Annotated in this window: 17 protein-coding genes; 7 read left to right on the forward strand and 10 right to left on the reverse strand. The window is 51.4% G+C overall.

Annotated features, from left to right (window positions below; all coding sequences use genetic code 11):
- Positions 1-64: 64 nt before the first annotated feature.
- Positions 65-1804, forward strand: coding sequence for a 2-succinyl-5-enolpyruvyl-6-hydroxy-3-cyclohexene-1-carboxylic-acid synthase (gene menD / locus FEK30_RS11950; protein ID WP_138073309.1), 1740 nt, complete (start codon positions 65-67; stop codon positions 1802-1804).
- Here menD and glgA read toward each other — a convergent pair.
- The 5 genes from glgA to FEK30_RS11975 all read right to left on the reverse strand — a co-directional run bounded on the left by glgA (position 1801) and on the right by FEK30_RS11975 (position 7055).
- Complete coding sequence (gene glgA / locus FEK30_RS11955; RefSeq protein WP_030008132.1) at positions 1801-3237, reverse strand: glycogen synthase GlgA; 1437 nt, start codon at positions 3235-3237, stop codon at positions 1801-1803. The two genes, menD and glgA, sit on opposite strands and share 4 nt — an antisense overlap.
- A 71-nt stretch (positions 3238-3308) precedes the next feature.
- Entirely contained in the window at positions 3309-4157 is an 849-nt protein-coding gene (locus FEK30_RS11960; RefSeq protein ID WP_138073310.1) for an alpha/beta fold hydrolase, read from the reverse strand.
- 5 nt (positions 4158-4162) lie between these two features.
- Positions 4163-5494 carry an ATP-dependent protease ATP-binding subunit ClpX gene (gene clpX / locus FEK30_RS11965; RefSeq protein WP_012307148.1) on the reverse strand — a complete coding sequence of 444 codons (1332 nt, stop codon included), beginning with the start codon at positions 5492-5494 and terminating at the stop codon, positions 4163-4165.
- Positions 5495-5535: 41 nt separating this feature from the next.
- Positions 5536-6192 carry an ATP-dependent Clp endopeptidase proteolytic subunit ClpP gene (gene clpP / locus FEK30_RS11970; RefSeq protein WP_030008130.1) on the reverse strand — a complete coding sequence of 219 codons (657 nt, stop codon included), beginning with the start codon at positions 6190-6192 and terminating at the stop codon, positions 5536-5538.
- A 197-nt stretch (positions 6193-6389) separates the two neighbouring features.
- The gene (locus FEK30_RS11975) at positions 6390-7055 is read right to left on the reverse strand and encodes an MBL fold metallo-hydrolase (protein ID WP_138073311.1); all 666 of its coding nucleotides are present in this window, start codon (positions 7053-7055) and stop codon (positions 6390-6392) included.
- Between the two features lie 161 nt (positions 7056-7216).
- Here FEK30_RS11975 and FEK30_RS11980 point away from each other — a divergent pair, with 161 nt between their 5' ends.
- Positions 7217-8731, forward strand: a complete 1515-nt coding sequence (locus tag FEK30_RS11980) for a site-2 protease family protein (RefSeq protein WP_138073312.1) — start codon at positions 7217-7219, stop codon at positions 8729-8731.
- On the opposite strand, the gene FEK30_RS11985 is transcribed toward FEK30_RS11980, so the two are convergent.
- The gene (locus FEK30_RS11985; RefSeq protein WP_255447875.1) at positions 8728-11241 is read right to left on the reverse strand and encodes an O-antigen ligase family protein; all 2514 of its coding nucleotides are present in this window, start codon (positions 11239-11241) and stop codon (positions 8728-8730) included. The two genes, FEK30_RS11980 and FEK30_RS11985, sit on opposite strands and share 4 nt — an antisense overlap.
- 118 nt (positions 11242-11359) lie before the next feature.
- Between FEK30_RS11985 and FEK30_RS11990 the strand changes: the two genes are divergently transcribed.
- The 4 genes from FEK30_RS11990 to FEK30_RS12005 are packed head-to-tail and all read left to right on the forward strand — an operon-like array spanning position 11360 to position 13713.
- Positions 11360-11812, forward strand: a complete 453-nt coding sequence (locus tag FEK30_RS11990) for a tetratricopeptide repeat protein (protein WP_045442532.1) — start codon at positions 11360-11362, stop codon at positions 11810-11812.
- A 33-nt stretch (positions 11813-11845) separates the two neighbouring features.
- The gene (locus FEK30_RS11995; protein WP_138073314.1) at positions 11846-12517 is read left to right on the forward strand and encodes a hypothetical protein; all 672 of its coding nucleotides are present in this window, start codon (positions 11846-11848) and stop codon (positions 12515-12517) included.
- Positions 12518-12566: 49 nt separating this feature from the next.
- A complete protein-coding gene (locus FEK30_RS12000; RefSeq protein ID WP_138073315.1) occupies positions 12567-12980 on the forward strand; it encodes a DUF1824 family protein in 414 nt (137 codons plus the stop codon).
- 43 nt (positions 12981-13023) lie between these two features.
- Positions 13024-13713, forward strand: a complete 690-nt coding sequence (locus FEK30_RS12005; protein WP_255447876.1) for a hypothetical protein — start codon at positions 13024-13026, stop codon at positions 13711-13713.
- A 79-nt stretch (positions 13714-13792) separates the two neighbouring features.
- On the opposite strand, the gene FEK30_RS12010 is transcribed toward FEK30_RS12005, so the two are convergent.
- Positions 13793-16066, reverse strand: a complete 2274-nt coding sequence (locus tag FEK30_RS12010; RefSeq protein WP_138073316.1) for a ribonuclease R family protein — start codon at positions 16064-16066, stop codon at positions 13793-13795.
- A 697-nt stretch (positions 16067-16763) separates the two neighbouring features.
- On the opposite strand from FEK30_RS12010, the gene FEK30_RS12015 reads away from it, so the two are divergent.
- A complete protein-coding gene (locus FEK30_RS12015) occupies positions 16764-17426 on the forward strand; it encodes a slr1353 family protein (RefSeq protein WP_099238584.1) in 663 nt (220 codons plus the stop codon).
- 86 nt (positions 17427-17512) lie between these two features.
- Here FEK30_RS12015 and purQ read toward each other — a convergent pair whose 3' ends face one another.
- The 3 genes from purQ to FEK30_RS12030 all read right to left on the reverse strand — a co-directional run bounded on the left by purQ (position 17513) and on the right by FEK30_RS12030 (position 19629).
- Positions 17513-18205 carry a phosphoribosylformylglycinamidine synthase subunit PurQ gene (gene purQ, locus FEK30_RS12020; protein ID WP_138073317.1) on the reverse strand — a complete coding sequence of 231 codons (693 nt, stop codon included), beginning with the start codon at positions 18203-18205 and terminating at the stop codon, positions 17513-17515.
- 57 nt (positions 18206-18262) lie between these two features.
- Complete coding sequence (gene purS / locus FEK30_RS12025; protein ID WP_012307160.1) at positions 18263-18517, reverse strand: phosphoribosylformylglycinamidine synthase subunit PurS; 255 nt, start codon at positions 18515-18517, stop codon at positions 18263-18265.
- A 92-nt stretch (positions 18518-18609) separates the two neighbouring features.
- Complete coding sequence (locus FEK30_RS12030) at positions 18610-19629, reverse strand: permease (RefSeq protein ID WP_062434180.1); 1020 nt, start codon at positions 19627-19629, stop codon at positions 18610-18612.
- Positions 19630-19634: the final 5 nt, after the last annotated feature.

Below are 19634 nucleotides of genomic sequence, written 5' to 3' on the forward strand. Positions count from 1 at the left end.
GACTGAAAATCAGTGCTTTAATTGTACCCTGGTTGATCTGGGAGCATAATTCAACACGAAAGGTATGGGTCTAGATTTTAGTAATCTTAATAGTCTCTGGGCGGGTGTGATGGTAGAAACCCTCGCGCGCCTAGGTTTGCAATCGGCGGTGATTTGTCCTGGATCCCGCTCTACGCCCCTCACCGTTGCCCTGGCCCGTCACCCCCAGATTAAAACGATCCCGATTTTGGATGAACGCTCGGCGGCGTTTTTTGCCCTGGGTTTAGCGAAAAGTTCTGGTTTACCGACGGTGCTGGTCTGTACGTCGGGGACAGCGGGGGCCAATTTCTATCCAGCGGTGATCGAAGCCTACCAGAGTGCGGTGCCTTTAATTATCTTCACAGGCGATCGCCCCCCGGAATTGCGGGATTGTCATTCGGGGCAAACCATTGATCAGATCAAGCTATTTGGGAATTTTGCCCAGTGGTTTAGTGAAATGGCGACGCCCCTGGGCACCGTTGAAATGTTGCGCTATGCCCGGCAAACTATGGTGCAAGCTTGGCGGCGATCGCAGTTTCCCCAGAAAGGGGTGGTGTATCTCAATTGTCCGTTTCGGGATCCCCTTGCCCCCATTGCCGATGGCTCAGTGACGCACCTCAAAGATGTGCTCAAGGCGGATTTTTTTGCCGGGATTCAGCCCCTGGAAAAGGCAGAATTTTCTGCGGATATTTTGCCTACGGAAGCTTGGAAAAATTATGCCCGGGGGCTAATTATTGCTGGGGTGAATCAGCCCGATGATCCCGATGTATATTGTCAGGCGATCGCCCAGTTGTCGGGTTATTTGAGTTTTCCAGTTTTAACCGAAGCCCTCTCCCCCGTGCGGAATTATGCCCATTATTTTCCCCAGGGTTTAGTCATCACCTACGATTTTATTTTGCGGGATCAAAACCTAGCAGAAACCCTCAAACCAGAAATTGTGATTCAAATTGGCGCTTTACCCACCAGTAAAATTTTGCGGGCCTGGCTCGAAAAGCAGCAGATTCAAACCTATATCTTGAGCGAGCGGGCCGATAATTTTGACCCCCTCCATCGTCCCCACCAATATCTCGCCGTTAATCTTCGCACCATGAAGTATTTGGGGATCTTTCCCGACAACGAAAAAGGTTTGCCCTACTTGGATCTATGGCAGACCCAAGATGCAAAAATTCGCGCCAAATTAGCCGCAGTTTTCCAGGCAGAACAAAATCTCAACGAAGCGGCGATCGCCTACTGTTTAGCTAGAGCGTTACCAGAGGAAACAGCTATTTTCTTTGCCAATAGCATGGTGGTACGCTATGCCGAATTTTTCTGGCAGTTGAATGATCAACAAATTTTGCCTTACTTTAACCGGGGGGCCAATGGCATTGATGGTACCCTGTCAACGGCTTTGGGCATTGCAGAGAATCATTCGCCTGCTGTATTACTCACTGGAGATCTCGCTCTCCTCCACGATATCAATGGCTTTTTGACATTATCAAAATTTACCGGCTCCCTGACGATTATTGTGATCAATAACCAAGGCGGCGGCATCTTTGAAATGTTACCCATCGCCGAAGAAAAAGATATTTTTGAGGATTATTTTGCGACGCCCCAAACCGTTGAATTTTCTAAAGTATGCGATTTATATGGCATTGCATATCAGGCGATCCAAACCAAAGCTGACCTGATGCAAACCTGTGCTACTTTGCCACCCAAGGGAGTAAGGTTATTGGAAGTGAAAACAAACCGTAACCAAGCGATGACTTGGCTGAAAGATTTATTCCAAAGTTTTGAAAGTCATTTTTAAATGGCGTGTTTTTTCACTAAATAGGTGATTTTTTCGGCTTCATCGGTCGTTAATTCCGGGGCTTCTTTAATGCTTTGGCGGTACATCTTGAGATATTCCCCGGCAGATTTGTACCAACTAAAGTCATGGCTCATGCCTCGTCTTTGTAGTTCAGCCCAGTCTTTTTTGTAGCGGAAACTTTCCCAAGCCCGCACCATGCAGGTGTACATATCCAGCGGTTCGTAGCGATCAAAGCTAAAACCTGTCCCGGTTTGGTGAATCGGATCATGGAAAGAAACCGTATCCACCAAGCCCCCGGTGCGGCGCACAATCGGTACAGAACCGTAGCGCATCGCCATCATTTGACTAATGCCACAGGGTTCAAAGCGTGACGGCATCAAAAAGACATCGGATCCAGCATAAATCCGGCGGGAGAGGGCATCGTTATAGAGCAGTTGCACGGACATCCGCCCCTTAAAGCGGTAGGCAGTTTGCCAGAGTTGGGTTTCATAATGGCGATCGCCAGTGCCGAGAATAATGAGCTGGGCATCGGTGTAGGCCATAAACTGCTCCAGGATATTCAGTAGCAGATCAATTCCCTTTTGTTCCACTAAGCGGGTGACCATCGCCATCAAAAAAGCCTTGGAGTTGACCTCTAGCCCCGTTTCTTCTTGGATGATCACTTTGTTGGCGGCCCGATCCTCAAGATTGGTGGTAGAAAATTGTTTTACTAGGGCTTGGTCGTTAGAAGGGTTATATAGTTCCACATCAATGCCATTCACGATGCCGCGACTTTTACCACTGATCCAAGACAACAAACCCTCTAATTTTTCACCATAGACTTTAGTTTGGATCTGTCGGGCATAGGTGGGAGATACGGTGTTCACTTGATCGGCGAACATCAGCGCCGAGGCCATCACATTATCACCATCCATATACCAAGGGCACCAAGTGTTGCGCTCCAAGAAACCCCGCCAAGGCCCCTGGTAAGCCAAATTGTGGATCGTAAATACCGTACTGATATCCGGCGATTGGTGCATCCACACCGGAATCATACCCGTGTGCCAGTCGTGACAGTGGGCGATTTGGGGTTTCCAGTGGTTCCACATAAATTCAGCGGCCCCATTGGCAAAAAAGGTGAAGCGCCAAAATTCGTCCTGTCCACCATAGATATGTCGTCCATCAAAGGCGGGATGGCCAAACAGATAAAGGGGGACATCAGTATTGGGCAATACGGTTTCATACACGGCAAACGTATTAAACATTGCACTGCCCCACCACACGGGTTCCGCAGGGATGTCCAGTTTGTCATTGAGAAAGCCGTAATAGGGTAAGAAAATTCTCGCGTCATGTCCTAACTGCCGTAAAACTTTGGGCAGTGATCCCACCACATCTCCCATACCTCCAGCTTTAGCGATGGGAGCAGCCTCGGCAGAAACAAACAAAATACGCATCAGAATTTTCTCGTCAATTTTTGAGGTTCTGTTAGAGCGTATCATTCTTTGAGGGATCCCAAGAATAAATACTATCCGGGAAATTTGTCCCTGAGAAATTGCTGGATTTCGGCTTGGTAGAGGTGGGGATTTTCGAGCATGGGGAAGTGTCCCACCTGGGGAATTTCAATGTATCGAAAGTTTGGGTTTAAGGCGATCGCCTTTTTGGCCATGGCCGCCGGAATGATTTGATCTTTTTCCCCGGCGAGGAACAGGGTCGGACATTGGATATTGCGAAACGCCTGGGGCAAGCGGGTCACCATCATTTCATTCACCGAGGCCAGCAGGGTGCCAGCGGCGGCACGATTATCAGCGCTCAAAAAATCTTCCAGGAATTGCCGCCGCTCTGTGGGTGCAATTGGTTGCTGCAAAAAACGGGCGATCGCCAACCGATCCAGCCCCGGTACCTGACGCAACCACGGAAACCGTAAGCGCACAATGGTGCCAGCAATTTTCTGAAACGTCCCAAAGGCGCGGGCATCATATTCAAAAATCCCGTTGCAGTTCAAAATGGCCCGGTCTAGGCGTTGGGGAAACTGCGCCGCAAAAATTGCCCCGATGGAAGCCCCCATGGAATGGGCATTGAGAATAATTGGGCTGTTGATGTCTAACTGCCGCAGCAGTACTTCTAGATCCAGAGCATAATCGTCTAGGGCATAGTCACCACTGTAATCGACGGGGAGCTCAGAACGACCAAAGCCCCGCAGGTCATAGATCAGACAATGGAAAAATTCACTGAAGGCCGTGGCAGTGTTGCGCCAATAATGGCTCGACCCGCCCCAACCGTGGACAAATAACATCACTGGTTTGGGAAGATCGCAGCCCCCGCAACAAATCCATTCGTAATAGTGGGGGACTCCCCGCACCTGGGCGATCGCCATTGGCCCTAAGCAGATTCTGGTTTGGGTAAGGAGGACGGATGAAGTAGGAGTTCAGCCGTAGAGCGTTTTTCGACCATTTCCGGTGTAATCGTGCAGCGGTTGACATCCTTACGGGAAGGCAGTTCGTACATCACATCGAGCATCAATTCTTCGACAATGCCCCGGAGCGCCCTAGCCCCGGTTTTGCGGCGGTAAGCTTCCTGGGCGATCGCCCGGATAGCGGTCGGTTCAAACTCCAACTGCACACTGTCCATCTTCAGGAGTTTTTTGTATTGCTTGACGAGGGCATTTTTCGGCTGGGTCAAAATTTCAACTAGCGCTTCCTCATCGAGGGGACTGAGGGACGCAATCACCGGAATCCGCCCGATAAACTCTGGAATCATCCCGTACTTAACGAGATCCTCCGGAGAAAGATGCTGGAGCAATTCAGCGGTACGTTGTTCCTTGGCACTACCTTCTTCCCCGGGCCGCACAAAGCCCATACTTTTTTTGCCGACCCGCCGCTCAATCACCTTATCGAGACCGACAAAGGCTCCACCACAAATAAATAAAATATTGCGGGTATCAATTTGAATGCAATCTTGGTACGGGTGCTTTCGGCCTCCCTGGGGGGGCACGTTGGCGACGGTACCCTCCAGCATTTTCAACAGGGCCTGTTGTACCCCTTCCCCGGACACATCACGGGTAATGGAGGGGTTTTCACTTTTGCGGGCAATTTTATCGATTTCGTCAATGTAGATAATCCCCCGCTGGGCTTCGGCCACATCGAGATCGGCCACCTGCAAGAGGCGCAGCAAAATATTTTCGACATCTTCGCCCACATAGCCCGCCTCGGTGAGGGTCGTGGCATCGGCGACGGCAAAGGGCACATCAAGGATCTTCGCGAGGGTCTGGGCGAGGAGGGTTTTACCACAGCCCGTTGGCCCGATCAAAAGAATATTGGATTTGTGAAGTTCGATGCCATCGGCGACGGGATCAGCGTCGTCATCTTCCATCAAACTCAGGCGCTTGTAATGGTTGTAGACAGCCACGGAAAGGACTTTTTTCGCTTCATCCTGGCCGATGACATGTTCATCGAGGTAATGCTTAATTTCCCTGGGTTTGGGAATGTCTTCAAAGTTGATTTTTTCGGGGGGAGCCTTGGGGGGATTTTTTTCAGGCGATCGCCCCATCCCCATGCCCGCTGCATTTTCCATCAGCTCCTCATCGAGGATTTCATTACACAGCTCGACACATTCGTCACAAATATAGACCCCTGGCCCAGCAATGAGCTTTCTAACCTGTTCTTGGGACTTACCACAAAAGGAACATTTGAGATGGGAGTCGTATTTAGACATGGGTTTTGGAGTAGGGCCTCTGGATAACGTGAGCGATGGGGTTAAGCGGCGTTCGGGGCGATCACTTGGTCGATCAAACCATACTGGCAAGCCTCTTCGGCGGACATATAGAAGTCCCGCTCGGTATCTTCTGCCACCTTATCAAAGGGTTGACCCGTATGATCGGCGATCAACGTATTTAATTTATCTTTGATGTAGAGGATTTCCTTAGCTTGAATCTCGATATCCACCGCTTGGCCTTGGGCACCACCGAGGGGTTGGTGAATCATAATCCGAGAACTGGGCAGGGCCATCCGCTTACCCTTGGTGCCCCCTGATAGGAGAAAAGCGCCCATACTGGCAGCGATGCCGTAGCAAATGGTCACCACATTGGGGCGAATCTGTTGCATGGTGTCGTAAATCGCCATTCCTGCGTAAACAGAACCACCGGGGGAGTTGATGTAGAGTTGGATGTCTTTGTCGGCATCCTCAGCGTCTAAAAAGAGCAACTGGGCCACCACAGAGTCAGCAACGGTGTCATCAATGGCGGTACCGAGGAACACAATCCGTTCCCGCAGGAGACGGGAGTAAATATCGAAGGCCCGTTCTCCCATGCCAGATTGTTCGACAACCATCGGCACCACCGTCCCACCCATGGAATAGCTGTAGGGGACGGCTTGGCTAGAAAGGTGTTGATAGGAGGTAGTTGATTGAACCATGGAAGCTCGATGCTAATGTTTTGGGGGATGAACAGGAAAAAAACTGGGGAAAAATCAGGGGCAGACCTTGATGACCGTTGGGTGAGGCCGGGCAATGATTTCCCACATAGCCTTTATTATATAGTCGCATTGCCTGAGATGGGAGCCACCAGCAGAGGGCGATCGCCCCTTGGTTAATTTCACTAAGATTGGCCGCTTTAGAGATGGACAAGGGGTTGGGCCTGGGACAAGGCGATCGCCTGTTGTAATTGGGGGTAGGCCCCCGCTAGATAACCTGTCCCCCGGAGAAAACCCGTATTCGCAGCGGGCAGCAGATATTCTAGGGGCTGATTTTTAAACGTTTCGATTAACTTTTCGATGCCTTTGAGTTGGCGGCCCCAGTGGAAAGTTTTGGCGGTGCGCAGGGCGAGAATTTCACCCTTTTGGTTGGGGAGGAGATGCCGCCCCGTGAACAGACAGCCTCCCCATTGGCCATAATAGAGACAGGAAGCACCAGGGGAAAATCCGGGTGTCCAAATGCCGCGAAAATCACCATCCTGCCAATTATCCCGAAAGGGCGTCACGTCAGCCTCTGGTATCAGGTAGGCTTCTTGCTCTTGGATCACAATCGCACAACCGAGGGCCTGTTGAATTTTCGCGACTTGGTTACTGATGGCGGCCCGCTGGGTGATGTAGAGGGTTTTGACGCCGCCCTGGGCCTGCAAAAAGTTGAGGGTTTCTGGGTGCCAAGGGGGACAATCAACCAACAGACCACCACCGGCTTTTGCGATAAAGTAGGCTGTGCCACCGAGGGTTTCTCGATTAGGGGCAAAGGCGTAGATGTCTTCAAAAAGTTTGCGGGGCGGTTTGGGGGGAGTCTGCACGGGGGGAGTCCCTACTCATGTTGAAATGTTAAACAGTCGCTACCATTGTTGCATTGGGGTGAGGTTTCGACAATTTTCTCTCTAGGGGCGATCGCCACAAAGCAGGGGCAATCATTTTGCTTGTGCCACACATTTTCTAGTAAGGATTCAATTGAAAGTTCATGGAAGTTTGGCTGCTTTTCTTCGTTATGGGGGTGTTGACCTACGCCCTCATCCGCCGCACTGTACCACCAGAAAATAAAGCACCATTAAGCTTACTCTGGCTGGTGATGATGTTGCCTGCTTCCGCCTGGCTAGTCTGGATTTTAATTTTTGGGGCGACCCAGCCGATGCCCTTGTTGCTGATGTTGCCACTGTTAATCCTTTCGCCGTTTATGTATTGGAGTTTGTTGGACTGGGGTAAACCTAAACCGGACGAATCTGCGAATCCCAGCCCGCCACCCGCTGCACCCCAGACCCCAAGCCTAGATTTAGAAAAATTAGACCAAGCTGCTGCCCTGAAAAAGGAAGGCTCTAAGCTCCGCCCGATCAGTACCAAGGAGGAAAAAGCACTCCGGGATTGTTTTCCTTGGGGGGTCTATTATCTTCAGAATATTGACTACTATCCCCAGGCGATCCTCTGTCGGGGCAAGTTGCGGGCGGTCCCCCAGGAAGCCTACCAAACGATTCGGGATAATATCGAACAGCTCTTTGGCGATCGCTTTATTGTGGTCTTCCAAGAAAGTCTGCGGGGTCAACCGTTTTTTGCCCTTGTTCCCAACCCTTGGAAAGCAGCCCAACAATCCCAAACCAAAGAGGAACCCCTAACGCGCCCAGATTTGGCGATCGCCTTGGTGTTAATTACTTTATTTACTACCACCGTGATGGGTTTGGAATTGCAGGGGGTCGCCCCGGAGGTGATCCAACAGAATCCGAGTATGCTTTGGCAGGGCTTACCCTATGGTCTGCTGTTAGTCGCAATTCTCGGTTGCCATGAACTGGGCCATTACGGTGCGGCGGCCTATTACAAAATTAAAACGACGCTCCCCTATTTCGTCCCGATTCCCTTCTTTATCGGTACCCTGGGGGCCTATACCCAGCGGAAATCCCCCATTCCCCATCGCCAAGCTTTGTTTGATTTTGCGGTGGCGGGCTCTTGGGTGGGGATGATCCTGACCCTGCCTTGTTTGTGGGTGGGCCTGGGCTTGTCCCAAGTGGTGCCCTTGCCGGAGGAATCAACGCTGTTGGCCTTTAATGAATTTAATCCAAGGTTTTCTCTCCTCCTGGGACTGATGAGCCGTTTGGCCCTAGGAAATCAGTTCACCCCGGACATGGCCCTGGATTTACACCCGGTGGCGATCGCCGGTTATGTGGCCCTGATGTTGGGGGGCTTGCAACTCTTACCCATCGGTCAATTGGATGGTGGTTTGATGACCCATGCCGTTTTCGGCCAGCGGACGGCGAGCATTATTGCCCAGGTGACAAGGATTTGTATGATTGCGATCGCCTTTGTGCAGCCGAATTTTCTCTTTCTGGCGATTTTCGCCCTGCTGATGCCTATCGCGAACCAGCCCGCCCTTAACGATGTGACGGATTTGGACAATCGCCGCGACCTGTTGGGAATGTTTACCCTGGTTTTTGTGGCGTTAATTTTCTTGCCGTTACCCGCTGGCCTGAGTAATTGGCTCAATTTTTAGGGGTTAGCGTTTGTTTCAAAAGCGGCATAAAGACTGTCCCTGAGGGGTTGTAATTGCAAGTCAAACCGAGGTTCATAGACAACAGACGGGAAAAATTCGCCGAACCAGGTGTTAATTGCGAGGTTTTCGCTTACCGTCCAAAAATCCGTGGGATTGTCCCCGTCAATGTGGCGACTGTTCACATTAAACCCACTGCGCTGGCGACGGTACTGGAGGACTGGGGCACCGACGCGGATCCAAGTGGCAAAATCTGGACTATTGGCCATGGTGGCTAAAAATTCTTGCCGTTGTTGGTCGGTGAGGGGCTGTTGGGGCGAAACCTTAGCCCAGGCTTCCTCTAGGAGTTCTAAGCGTTTTTCTGGGTTTTCCCAGGTGGCTTGCAACAGGGCGATCGCCGTTTCCTGACCCAGGGCCTCCCGACCGGGGAGTAAACTGAGGGCCGTGGCGTCGAAATATTGCCGAAATTCCGTTTCGGCCAGGGCAAAATCCCCAATCCACCAGGCGATGCCACCCCGACAGCGATGTAACAACGGATCATCGGGATATTGCGCCAGTAGCTGTTCGTAGTGACCCATCACCCGCGCCACCACCGCTGGATAAAGCTCTCCCAAGCCCCCGCCTCGCCAAATGGGACTGGTGATAAATGGGGGATCACGAAGAATTTCTAAGGCGATCGCCTTGATCGCAAGATCTGTTTTGTCCTGGGCCAACAAACTTAACCCCAACCCGTAGAAAATGCCTCGTTTCGCGGGCACAAGCTGGGCCGATTGGTAAAATTCCGCCGTTGCTAGATTGGGTTCATTGTTGGCGATGTGGAGCCAGGCCACGTTGCTGCGGCCAAATTCCCGGTAGGGAGACGCTTGGTTGCCCTGGTCAAACCACTGGATTGCCTCCTGGAGATAGCGTTGCCGTTGTTCTAAGTCTGTGGTCTGGAGAGCTAATTCACCGAGGTTCCAACCCAACTGATAAGAATAGTAAGGTTCCCAGGGAGCGAGGTCATGGGCGGCGGTCAAATTTTCCACAAAACGGTCATAATCAGGGGTTTCCTGGCGCAATGCTAAAAATCCAGTGCTGGATCGCTCCCAGGCGGCTTGGATCGGTGCTAACCAGATGGCCACAGCGCCGTAAATCCCCACTAGACCGAGGGCGACGAGACGGGGTTTTCCTAAAAATTTTTCTGGGTTTGGTTGGGACGGGAGAGATATTTGGGGTTGATCTTGACGGGCGATCGCCGCGAGCAGGGCCACCAGAATTGTAATGATGCCGCTAATGGCCACATTATCCAGTTGGTAATCCGTCCAACTCAAGGCCCAATAGCCAACTAGCCCGGTGTAAATACTGCCTAACAAAATGCGGTCTTCCCGTGCCATCCCTTTAACACGGCCCCGCAGTCGCCAGAGGATCACCCCCAGAAAAACAATCGAACCAAAGAACAAACCCAAGCCCCAGATGCCCATTTCCGCCCAGAGTTGCACCGGGGTACTGTGGAGTTGATAAATAATTTCCGAAAGGCGACCCGCTGTGATTGGGCGGTAATTTTGATACAACAAGAACGCATTTCCTAAACCAGCCCCCGTCCACCAATGGTCGAGACCCATGGCCCCACCCACCTGGGCATTGACCCAACGGTAATTTAATTCCCCAAATTCCCCCTGCAAAATCGGCACCACGAGATTGTAGAGGCGGTTATTGGTCAGCACAAAAATCCCTAAAACCCCCATGGAAATAATCCCCGCCAGCAGTAAATAAAATTTGCGAATCTGACTAAACCCCCAGGCAAACCCGAAGGCCACCACCGAGGCGATCGCCAACCCAAGCCACCCCCCCCGAGAGCTCGTGGTATAGAGATCTACCGCCCCAATTACCACCCCCGTCAGCCAAAGCCAGCGCCGCCAATCCCGATGTAAAATCGCCAAGCCCAGGAGGGTCGGTAAACAAAGAATGAGATAACCGGCCACATAATTTTGGTGACCCAAGGGAGCCCAGTTACGCAGTTCCAGCAGCGAAAAATCAAACTGTTGCACCGCCCCATCAACACCCAAATCCCGGAGCCGCTCAATTTCCGGTAAAAATGTCCGACTCAGCCACAGCGCCAAACTAAAAGCAACGAAGGCCAAACTTAAATATCCTTGCCCCAAAAATAATCGATAACGACCAGTTACACTATTCAGCCAACGACTAATGGGATAGAGCGCGGCGATAAACCCTAAACAGGCCCAGGCTTGCCAGCGGGCTTGCTGGGGAAACTCTGCCCCCAGGGTGGAAATCCCCAAGCTGACTAAAATTGCAATTAGACCCTGATCAAACCCGTTGCCCAACAGATAAAGGCGGCGGTTATCCCATAGCTGCACCAAAAACCACAACAAAGGACAGAACAGACCCACCTGCCACACAAACACCCATGACCAGGCCACCATCATGCTATGGCTATCGGGAATGAGGCTAAAGAGAATGTAAAAAAAAGCGGTGAAGTAGGCCAATAAAGGGGCTGGAGACTTAGAAGCAGACATAGAGCAAGGGTTAAAAAACTTCGGGAAATGGCAGCCTTTCCCATTAAATCCCATTTTCTAGAACTCCCATGGCCATGGGCTAAAATAGATAGGATTTTTAAGTCATCCCCCTCAACCCATGCCTCTTTTTTCTGATAAAGCCGTTGAAGCGAAGCAAAAGAAACAGAAATTTTGGACAAAAGTGATCCTGTTTATTGGTGCAGGCTCCTTTGCGGGAACTGCGATGGTGCCAGTGATCGGGGGCATCATTGATAGCGTGCGACAACCGACAACCGAAGTGGCTCGGAATCCCCAGGCGGATCAAGAAGCTCAACTGAAGCAACAAGAAGCCGGATTTCTAGCCGTTTTAGAACGGGAGCCAGACAATACAAATGCGCTGCAAGGTTTGGTACAAGCCCGTTTAGCCCTGGGGGATTTAGCAGGGGCACGTCCCCATTTGCAACGGTTGGTGGAGTTATATCCGGATGAACAGGTGCTTAAGGATCTCTTAGCCCAAGTGGACGAGGCTTTGGCACGCACTGGCACGACAACTCCGGCCCAGTCTCCCACCGAAAATCCGGAAACGCCCTAGGCGATCGCCGCCAATTTTAGGTTTTATTTCTATATGGAGTCTAGGTCGCCACTGTTATTGTTGTTGCTACTCTGCTTTGGGGGTGGAGCGGTTCTGCTGCTGCAAAATAGTCAGGCGCTGGGTCTCGTTTTATTTAATCGCACCGTTCCCTGGCAGTTGCCCCTCAGTATTTGGTTTATCGCAGCGGTCTTGCTTGGGTTGCTCCTGAGTTTGCTTTTGCAGCTTTTTTTAAAAGGGACAAATCCTAGTCCTAATAATCGGGGCGATCGCCCGAATCCTCGCCTTGAACGCCTGAAACAACGTCCCCCTCGCCAGCCCGATCGCCGCACTGGTCGTTCCGATTGGGAACGGAGCCGCGCCAATTATGATTGGACTGACAAGGAACTAGAAACCCAGGACGAAGAAACCTGGGACATTGAATCACCTCCCCAACAGCCGACCCGTCCCCAGCCGCCCCAGACAGGTGGTGAAGGAGAACCGCAGATTCGTCCCCAACCGAAACCCCAGCGTCCCCGTCCTAGTCCTGGCCCAGAAGCTGCGATGCCAAAGCCACCGGCCCCAAAACCGTCTGCAAAGCCTGCCAAAGCGTCAGATGAAACGGGTACTGTCTATGATGCTGACTATCGAATTTTGACGCCCCCCTACACTTCCGAAGAGGAAGCTTCCCCTAGGGTAGACCCCGATGAAGATGGAGAATGGATCTAGCCCCAAGGAGTCTGCTAGGCTAAATCGAGCCTATTTTGTGACATAACCGATGAGTATCTCCCCAGAGTTGACGGCGGCGATCGCCCTTTTGCAGCAAAAAAGCTGTGTGACTACCCCCGTCCGAGAATCAGAAGCCGAACGGGAAACCCTCCGGCAAAATTTGCGTTTGGCTTGTCAGGCGGCGGACTGGGAAAATATTGGCATCTGCGCGGATAACGTTGCCGTCGCCACAATAACGGTGCAGCAGTATCTCCGGGGTTTAGGCCACGATGCGGCGATCACCATTGATCCAGGCGAATGGGGCGATCGCCCGGTGTATTTAAAATTCAATACTCAAAAAATGAGCCATTACCTCGATGACTATGTGGGGCAGTATCGGGGCGTTTTAGTGGCGCTGCAATCCCCTGAACCGGAACTTGCTGGTACCTATGGCCATTTCCCCCTCGATCTGTTTGCGGGATAGTCTAGGATAGGAAAAAGATTTGTTGTGGTGGGGAGCATTAACCTTGAGAAACGGATTACAGAACGTTGTGCTGGCCAATAGTTTGGCGATCGCCTTTGCCCCTCTAGGTCTAGCCCAAACCCTCACCCCAGAGCAACTTGATTTGCCCCCAGAAACCTTTGACAATAGCCCCGTACTGCAACGATGGAGCGAAGAAGGGATTCCCGATGTGCTCCATAGCATTCGCCACGAACCGAGTTTTCAGACCCGCTGGCGGCTTGGGTATGCCCAATTTCCCAGCAATGATCACCAGGGGGGCATCAGTGTCGGCGTTGAAGATATTTTTGTAAAACCCGATTTTCCCCTGACCCTCAGTGCCGAAGGTCACACCCTGTTTAGTGGCGATCGCACCCAGGTGGCCGCCCGTGCCAACTATTATTTACTCCCCCTCGGCAACCGCTTTAATATTGCCCCTAGTCTCGGCTATCAATCCTTTTCTGGCCCAGATTACGAACGGGAAGGCCTAGAGGTGGGCGCCAAGTTGCAGCTTAATTTGTCGCGCTCTGGGGCCTCGACCATTAGCCTGAGTCAACAGTTTGTTAACTTAGCGACCCCAGAGGAAATGGGGATCACGACCCTAGGGGCCGGCTATGCCTTCACGTCCCACTGGCGGGCGGCGACGGAAATTCAAAAACATAATTCGAGTGCGGCAAAGGAAAGTAAGGTGGTTTTTTTCCTGGAGTGGATGCCCTAGGCCACCGGGGGCCGTATCGTCACAAAAAAAGAGGGAAGCATTTAACGCTTCCCCCGTCAGTTGAGTCATAGACAGGTGATTATTCTTCTTCCCAATTTTCCGCAACCGCGTCATCTGGGTCTGAATTGGTATTTTTGGCGATCGCCAGATCAATCTGTTGCCGATAATAATCGACACTCTTCACTTCCACATCGACGGTATTGCCGAGGCGATAGGCAGTGCGATTTTTCCGACCCACTAGACAACTGTGTCGGGCGCGATATTCGTACCAGTCATCCTTGAGGGAACTGACATGGACAAGACCTTCCACGAGCAGATCCTCAATTTCCACAAAGAAACCATAGGACTGCACCCCGGTGATCAATCCCTTAAAAGTGTGCCCCGTGTGGGCTTTCATCTTTTCAGCCTTTTGGAGTCCCTGGAGATCTTTTTCGGCGTCATCGGCCACCTTCTCTTGGTCGTTGAGTTGCAAAATTAGGCTGGCAATGGTTTCTTCTAATTCCGTTTGGATCGGCGTTGGTAGCACTTTCCAGTTCACCTGGTTATGACAAGTGCTGCTGCCGAGGTTAACCCCGACCTTGACGCGACTCGAACGGCGATCGCGCCCCTCAGAGAAAATGAGTTTTAAAATGCGCTGCATCACCAAGTCACCATAGCGTTGTCCCGGTGCACAGACACGGCTATAACCGTCCCGGTAGGCCAGACCAAAATGGGGGTGGGGATGGGCACCATAGCGGGGAACATCGAGGGTTTCCTGAAGCAGATAGTTCAGGATCTTTGTCATGTCCGTCTGGCTAAACTCTTGGATAAAGTGCTGATAATCGTGGGGCAACAGCTCCTCTTCCGATTCGAGCTTGAGCTTCAGGTTCAGATTATTGCCCAACTTAATGAGATTTTCAAGGCTCTCAAAATCAGGATTCGCTTGGTAGCAATAGATGGCTGGCAGTTCTAGGGCCAGCATATGTTGGGCTACGGCTCGACCCGCCAGGATCATCACCTCTGCCAAGAGAGACCGCACCGGCAAGCTCGGTGAAACAATCATCGTCCCGAAACGCCCTTCATCTTTAAAAGCAGAAGTTACTTCGGGTAGAGAAATCTGGAAACCGCCCCGTTGCAGGCGCTGGGCTTTGACTAAAGGACTGAGGTTAAAAATTAAATCATTCAGCAGGGTTGCCACATCGGCCAGTTCAGCCTCTGCGGTTTCCCCACTACTGAGGAGATGCTGAATCTTTTGGTAACTCAGGCTCTGGTCAACGCGGATCACACTGGGGGTAATTTCAAATTCTGCCACGTTCCCCTGGTCATCAAAGGTGAGGAGAATGGACATCGTCAGGCGATCGCCCCCAGGACGAAGCTCCACCTTTTCCTTAAATTCTGGCGGAAATAGCGGAATGGTCATTTGACCGAGAAACACTGCCGTGCCGTGTTTTTTCGCCCACCGATCCAAAACACCCTGGGCCGGAACGAATTCTGCCACGTCCGCTAAGTGGATGCCCAGTTGCCACTGTCCAGCTTCAGTTTTTTGGAGCGTAAATGCATTTTCAATGAAGGCTTGGTTTTCTGGGGTGAGGTGAATTTCATCCTCGATGGTGATGGTCAATTGGTCGCGAAAATCCCGCCGCTTGGCGAGCATTTTTTTGGTTAGTTTTGTGGGAATGTCTTTAACGGCAGCCAAAACCTCCTCGGGAAATTGGCGCAGTAAATCATGTTTACAACAGACAATATCGGTGTCAGCGGCGGCCTCGGCATCACTCCCCAACACCTTGGTGACAGACCCCTGGGGGAGGTACTGGGCAATGGGATATTGCACCACCGAAACATGGACGAGGTGATCAATGGCCTGCTGGAGCCGATCTGTTTCGTCCTGGAGTTCAAGTTCAAACAAAAGGCGATCGTCAAGGGGCACTGCCCGGAAGCCTTCGTCTTTTTGGACCACCCGCGCTAGGAGGGAAGGATTGGCCCGTTCTAAAATTAAACGGACTACTCCCTCTGGCGATCGCCGCCGCGTTCCTTCTTTGATGATTTTGACTAAAACGCGATCGCCATTCCAAGCATTACTGAGATAACTTTCCCGGATATAAATATCATCAGCATCCTCAGAATCCTGGATCGCAAAACAAAAACCCTTACTCGAACACCGTAGCTTTGCCTCGACCACATCCGCTTCCGGCACCCGGCGGTATTTACCCCGTTCCTTCACCAAAATATTCGAGCGCTCTAGGGCATCAAGAATAATCTGGAGCTGTTCTGTATCTTCCTCAGAGCGACACTCTAATTTCTTTTCGAGGAATTTACCGGCAACCAATTTGTCATCTGTAAAGAAAGACAGCAGTGTGGCGATTGAAAAATCCATGCAAAACTATCCTTTTCGTTAGAAAGTAAAGTGAAACGACAACAGTCCACCAGAAAAGCAGTATCAGTCTGTTGTTTGTCGCTATCATTAAACCTAGACAGTCAACAGACCTGTATTTCTGATGGGAAACGCCACAAATTCCCCAGGAACCCCAAGGTTGACTGATCAAAACAATGCCCTTTCCGAAAGGATGGCCCGTTTCACAAAAGAAACAAAGCCTAATGGGGGCGAGGCCGATAACACCTCAGGAAATGACAAGTTCGCAAGTACACAGTCGAAAAACTTGAGCAAACATCGAACAGGGGAGCTCCCACACCAACCCTTCTAGAGGTCATTACGTTTAGGAAACGGCTATGGCGGGGACTTGGTTCTGAAACTGACCCAAAAAGACGTGTTTCAGGAAAAGAGCAGGGACTGCCTGTGGCTAAGCAAACCCGACGGAAAAACAAGCAATGTGATTAAAGGAGGATCGTCCGATACAATCGCGGCTGGGACAAGGGCAAAATCTAAATGACCAAGCCACTAGACGTATGTGTTGACTATCTTGTCACAATGCTTTTTCGATATTGTACCCTGTCAAGGGAATTCTCTCCATGGCCTCTAGGGAATTCACCACCAAATTGCCCTGAATCAGGAAGAATAAGGGTACAATTGCACTCAACTAATAAATTGAGTCAAATTTTTCCTATTGCGTTCCATGACACCAGAGATTTTTCGGCAGCGTTATCCCTACGGGGGCTTAATCAGTGAACTGGCAGCCATTGAACATGGCCAGTTTATTGTGCGGGTTGTGGTGGAATTGGAAGGGAAAAAACTCGCCAGTGGTTTGGCGGCAGCCCCCTCTGTGGAACAGGCGGAGGATCAAGCAAGAATCCGGGCGTTAAATCTTTTGGGATCTGGGGCAATTCCGGCACCAGCCCCCGCGAAGCAGACCATGCCCGTTCAATCTCCTCCAGCAGCCCCGGTCGTCTCTGCAAAACCAGCACCTGTCATGGCTGCCTCCACACCAACGGTTGCAACCCCGACAAATCCAGTCTCAATACCGAGCCATCAAAATGATTTACCCTTGCCATCTCCGGCGCCGGTCGTAGACCAGACTCCCGAAATCCCCCTAAATCAGCCCCAAGCGACACCTGATACGAGCTTAGATTTAGGGTCGGCAGGCAGCTCGACAGATGCGTTAGATTTTTCTGAGATTATTGCCCGCACCGATGTGGAGCTTAAGCGCTTGCGCTGGTCTAGTGAGCAGGGCCGCACTTACTTGCTAGAAACCTATGGCAAGCGATCGCGCCAATTGTTATCCGATGATGAGTTGCTAGAATTTCTACGCTACCTGGAGTCTCAACCGACGCCCTCTTAATTTTTGAGCCTCGGTAGTTAGATACTCGCTTCGCACCTTAATGGTCGTCTAGAGCGGTTTTTTGCTGCTTTCGCCTAATCTTCAAGCTATCCGGCGACGAGATTTAAGAGCCCTTCAAATAAACCTTTCCCGTCTACTAAACCGAGGCTGCCATCGGCGGCCCGTTCCGGGTGGGGCATCATTCCTAAAACATTGCCAGCTTGGTTGGTAATGCCAGCGATGTTGTTGAGAGAACCGTTGGGATTGGCAGCCTCATTTACATTGCCTTGGGCATCGCAGTAACGGAACAGCACCTGATCTTTATCTTCGATCGCCTTGAGGGTGTCGGGGTCGGCATGGTAGCGTCCTTCTCCGTGGGCGATGGGAATATTGATCACCTGGTTTTGGCGATAACCCCTTGTCCACACCTGGTCGTTGTTTTCAACCCGGAGATATTGGCGATCGCAAATGAAGTGCAGATTTCGGTTGCGCACCAAAGCCCCAGGCAGCAGACCCACTTCCGTCAACACCTGGAAGCCATTACAAACCCCCAACACGTATTTTCCTTGGTTGGCGTGATCGATGACGCTCTGCATTACCGGAGAAAAGCGGGCGATCGCCCCACAGCGGAGATAATCCCCGTAGCTAAAGCCCCCAGGCACCGCAATCACATCGATGTCCGTAATATCTGTTTCCTGGTGCCAGACCATCCGTGTCGGCTGCCCAAAAATCCCTTCCGTCACCATTGCCATGTCACGGTCACAGTTTGAGCCAGGGAAAACAATTACACCAAATTTCATCGTGTCGTTACCAATTAATTGAAGGATTGCAAGGGAAGATCGGGCGGAAATTTATCGTTATTTCAGGGGGGTGAGGTCGAAGCGATAATTTTCAATGACTGGGTTGGTAAGCAGTTGATCGCACATTTGATCCACTTTCGCCTTGGCTTCTGCTTCGTCAGCGGCGGCAAGATTTAATTCGATATATTTCCCAATGCGTACCCCAGAGACGCCCCCATGGCCCAATTGACTTAGACCTGATTCGACAGCGGCACCAGCCGGATCAAGAACAGAGGGACGGAGAGTAACATAAACTTGTGCGTGGTACTGCATAGAACTCAAACTGTGAAGACGGTCTTTATTGTACGTTGCGGCGGACTTCTGGAAAACTGAAACGCGTCTCCCCGCAAAAATTCCCTGGCCCCCTAAAGGAAATAGCTATAGCCGAGGGCAAAAAGAAAGGTGAGCTGACCCGCCAAGAGGAAAAAATACAGGATAAAGCGGGGTTTAAAAATTGAGAGCATCAGGCCGACTGCTTTGATATCGATCATTGGCCCGAAAATCAAAAAGGCTAGTAGGGAACCCGTCGTGAAGGTGGAAGCAAAGGACAGGGCAAAGAAAGAATCTACCGTCGAACAGATGGAAACAATCGCCGCCAACAGCATCATCGCCACAATGGAGGTAATCGTCCCTTGGCCGAGGCTCAAGACCACTTCCCTGGGCACAAAGACTTGGATCAACGCGGCGATCGCACTGCCGAAAATCAATACCGCTCCCAGTTCCCGCAATTCCACAGAAATATTGTTAACCAAGGCCCCAAAGAGGGTTTTAAAGCTCCGGTCTTGGGTCGTCGCTGGTGCTGGCATTTGGGTCGCCACTGTTTCGAGGGGGACTGTCTGCTGGGCACCGAGGAAAAATGTCCCCGATTGGAGCAGAGGACTGGTGTTCGCTGCCTGGGCCTGGTTTTCGTTGACCTGCTGGACAAATTTTAAGCGTTGGGCCAGTTTCGGTTGGAGCAGCTTTTTGGGGTCTGATTCGACGCTAAACACTGTGCCGACGATGGTGGCGATCGCCAAGGAACCCAGCACCCGATAGAGGACGATTTCCGGTTGGCCCCGAAAGGCGATCCAAGTCGACCAAATTACCACCGGATTTAAGGTGGGGGCCGACAGCAAAAAACCTACCGCCACGGACGTGGGAATCCCCTGGAGCATAAAGCGACGGGCCACGGGCACATTGCCGCATTCACACACCGGAAACAAAAACCCGATGCAACTGCCCATAAAAGCCCCTAAAACTGGATTTTTCGGTAAACGCTGGATCAGTTGGCGTTCATCTACACACACCAACAGCACACTCGAAAGGATTACCCCCAGTAGCAGAAAGGGCATCGCCTCCACCAACAGGCTGACAAACAGGGTAAAGGCATTGTGTAATTGACTCATGGAGA

Source organism: Picosynechococcus sp. PCC 11901 (genome assembly GCF_005577135.1).
In the GTDB taxonomy this organism is placed as follows: Bacteria; Cyanobacteriota; Cyanobacteriia; order Cyanobacteriales; family MRBY01; genus MRBY01.